This window comes from Herbaspirillum sp. B65 (assembly GCF_000333555.1).
In the GTDB taxonomy this organism is placed as follows: Bacteria; Pseudomonadota; Gammaproteobacteria; order Burkholderiales; family Burkholderiaceae_D; genus Herbaspirillum; species Herbaspirillum rubrisubalbicans.
The window spans coordinates 1-3350 of record NZ_BADI01000096.1; the positions used below are offsets into that span (position 1 = coordinate 1).

A 3350-nucleotide genomic window follows, 5' to 3' on the forward strand; every position below is an offset into this window, starting at 1 on the left:
GCCTGGGTGTCACCCTGATGTCCATCAGCGCACAGGTGAGCGCACAGAGCAAGGCACTGGTCGGCGTGGCCATGCCCACCAAGTCTTCGGCCCGCTGGATCGCCGACGGCAACAACATGGTCAAGGTCTTGAAGGAAAAGGGTTACCAGACCGACCTGCAATACGCGGAAGACGACATCCCCAACCAGCTGTCCCAGATCGAGAACATGCTGACCAAGGGCGCCAAGGTGCTGGTGATCGCCGCCATCGACGGCACCACCCTGACCGACGTGCTGCAGAAGGCCGCCGACAAGGGCGTCAAGGTCATCGCCTATGACCGTCTGATCCGTGGTTCCAAGAACGTCGACTACTACGCCACCTTCGACAACTTCCAGGTCGGCGTGCTGCAAGCGCAGTCGCTGGAAAAGGCCCTGGGCCTGAAGGAAGGTAAGGGTCCGTTCAACATCGAACTGTTCGGCGGCTCCTCGGACGACAACAACGCCTTCTTCTTCTACAACGGCGCCATGTCGGTCCTGAAGCCTTACATCGACAGCGGCAAGCTGGTGGTGCGCTCCAAGCAGATGGGCATGGACAAGGTCGCCACCCTGCGCTGGGATCCGGCCACCGCACAAGCCCGTATGGACAACCTGCTGTCGGCCTTCTACACCAACGCCAAGGTCAACGCCGTGCTGTCCCCGTATGACGGCCTGTCCATCGGTATCCTGTCCTCGCTGCGCGGCGTCGGCTACGGTACCCCGCAGCAGCCCTTCCCGTATGTCTCGGGTCAGGATGCGGAAGTGCCTTCGGTCAAGTCCATCATCCGTGGCGAGCAGTATTCCACCATCTTCAAGGACACCCGCGAACTGGCCAAGGTCACCGTCGGTATGGTCGATGCATTGCTGGGTGGCAAGCAGCCCCAGATCAACGACACCAAGACCTACAACAACGGCGTGAAGGTCGTGCCGTCCTACCTGTTGAAGCCGGTCGTGGTCGACAAGTCGAACTGGAAGGAAATCCTGGTCGGCAGCGGTTACTACACCGAAGCCCAACTGAAGTAAGCATCCTCCTGGTGTAATACGCGGGCGCCCGGCATCTTCGATGTCGGCGCTGCCCGCAGTACCATCGCAGCACCCAACAAAAACAACAAAGCAAGAAAAGCGCAAGAAGAACAGCATGGTCCCGCTCTGTGCGGGACTAATTCTTTCAGCATTTGCGCTTGCACCTGTGCAACGCAAACGAGACAGACAAGTCCGGCTACGTCATCCACGCAAGACCGGCAAAAGAGAGGTCAGCATCATGAGCAACATTCTGGAAATGCGCGGCATCGAGAAGAGCTTCCCGGGTGTGAAGGCGTTGAACAACGTCAACCTGGCAGTGCGCGAAGGCGAGATCCATGCCATCGTCGGCGAGAACGGCGCTGGCAAGTCCACGCTGATGAAGGTGCTGTCGGGGGTCTACCCGCACGGTTCCTATTCCGGTGACATCGTCTACAAGGGTGAGGTGCGTGCCTTCAAGGATATTCGCGACAGCGAACACCTGGGCATCATCATCATCCACCAGGAGCTGGCGCTGGTGCCGCTGCTGTCGGTGATGGAAAACCTGTTCCTGGGCAATGAGCAAGCCCGTGGCGGCGTGATCGACTGGGAACAATCCTATGTGCGTGCCAAGGAACTGCTGGCCAAGGTCGGCTTGAAGGAGTCGCCGCAGGCGCTGGTGGGCGATCTGGGCGTGGGCAAGCAGCAACTGATCGAAATCGCCAAGGCGCTCTCCAAGGAAGTCAAGCTGCTGATCCTGGATGAGCCGACCGCCAGCCTCAATGAAAGCGACTCCGATGCCCTGCTGGAACTGCTGCTGGAGTTGAAGCGCCAGGGCATTGCCTCGATCCTGATCTCGCACAAGCTCAACGAAATTTCCAAGGTGGCCGATTCCATCACCGTGCTGCGCGACGGCACCACGGTCGATACCTTCGACTGCCGCGCTGAACCGATCAGCGAAGACCGCATCATCCAGCATATGGTGGGCCGCGAAATGGCCGACCGCTATCCGCAGCGTGATCCGCAGATCGGCGAGGTCATCTTTGAAGTGCGCGACTGGCGCGTACACCACCCGCTGCACTCGGATCGCCTGGCCATCAAGGACGTCAACATGACCGTGCGCGCCGGCGAGATCGTCGGTATTGCCGGCTTGATGGGCGCGGGCCGCACCGAACTGGCCAAGAGCATCTTCGGCCGTGCCTATGGCAAGAAGATCACCGGCCAAGCCTTCCTGCATGGCAAGGAGGTGGACCTGTCCACCATCGAGAAGGCCATCGCCAAAGGCATCGCCTACGTTACCGAAGACCGCAAGGGCGACGGCCTGGTGCTGGAAGAAGACATCAAGAAGAACATCTCGCTGGCCAATCTGGGCGGCGTCTCCGAACGCACCGTCATCGACGAGGCGCGCGAGTACAAGATCGCTGCCGACTTCAAGCAGCAGATGCGCATCCGCTGTTCCAGCGTGCTGCAGAAGGTGGTCAACCTCTCTGGCGGCAATCAGCAAAAGGTGGTGCTGTCGAAGTGGCTGTTCTCGCAGCCGGAAGTGCTGATCCTGGACGAACCCACGCGCGGCATCGACGTCGGTGCCAAGTTCGAGATCTACAACATCATCAGCAAGCTGGCCGCCGAAGGCAAGTGCATCATCATGATCTCTTCGGAAATGCCGGAACTGCTGGGCATGTGCGACCGTATCTATGTGATGAACGAAGGCCAGTTCGTGGGCCATCTGCCCAAGGCTGAAGCGACCCAGGAAAGCATCATGCGCGCCATCATGCGCAACAAGCGCATCGATGATCCCGGCCTGTCCAAGGCGGCCTGAAGCTGGACGCAAACACGCAAACCATCAAGCCGGAGCCAAACCGGTAGCCACCCATAAAGTCCATCAAGACCAGAGAGCAGCAGAGGAGCAAAACAATGGAAAGCATTGACATGAGCAAGAAACCGGCCGTCGCCAGCGGCGCCGCCGAAAAGAAGGATTACGGCAGCTTCCTGAAGAACAACATGCGCGAATACGGCATGTTGATGTCGCTGGTGGCCATCATGGCCTTCTTCCAGATCATGACCGACGGCACGCTCATGCGTCCGCTGAACCTGACCAACCTGGTGCTGCAGAACAGCTACATCGTCATCATGGCCCTGGGCATGTTGATGGTGATCGTGGCCGGCCACATCGACTTGTCGGTGGGGTCGGTGGTGGGCCTGATCGGCGCGCTGGCGGCGGTGTTGATGGTCGATTATGGCTGGGGCTTCGTGCCGGCTTCCATCGTCTGCCTGATTGCGGGCGGCTGATCGGCGCGGCGCAGGTTACTGGATCGCTACTTCAAGATCCGTCTTCAT

At 59.7% G+C, this 3350-nt stretch carries 2 protein-coding genes and 1 pseudogene; all 3 read left to right on the forward strand.

Features of this window, described 5'->3' with window-relative positions:
* The first annotated feature begins 17 nt into the window (after nt 1-17).
* On the forward strand, nt 18-1037 hold the full coding sequence (gene chvE / locus I5W_RS02775; protein WP_044528091.1) for a multiple monosaccharide ABC transporter substrate-binding protein: 1020 nt from the start codon (nt 18-20) through the stop codon (nt 1035-1037).
* A gap of 238 nt (nt 1038-1275) precedes the next feature.
* A complete protein-coding gene (gene mmsA / locus I5W_RS02780; protein ID WP_044528089.1) occupies nt 1276-2832 on the forward strand; it encodes a multiple monosaccharide ABC transporter ATP-binding protein in 1557 nt (518 codons plus the stop codon).
* A 95-nt stretch (nt 2833-2927) separates the two neighbouring features.
* Nucleotides 2928-3350: pseudogene (locus tag I5W_RS02785) on the forward strand (ABC transporter permease subunit); the annotation flags it as partial.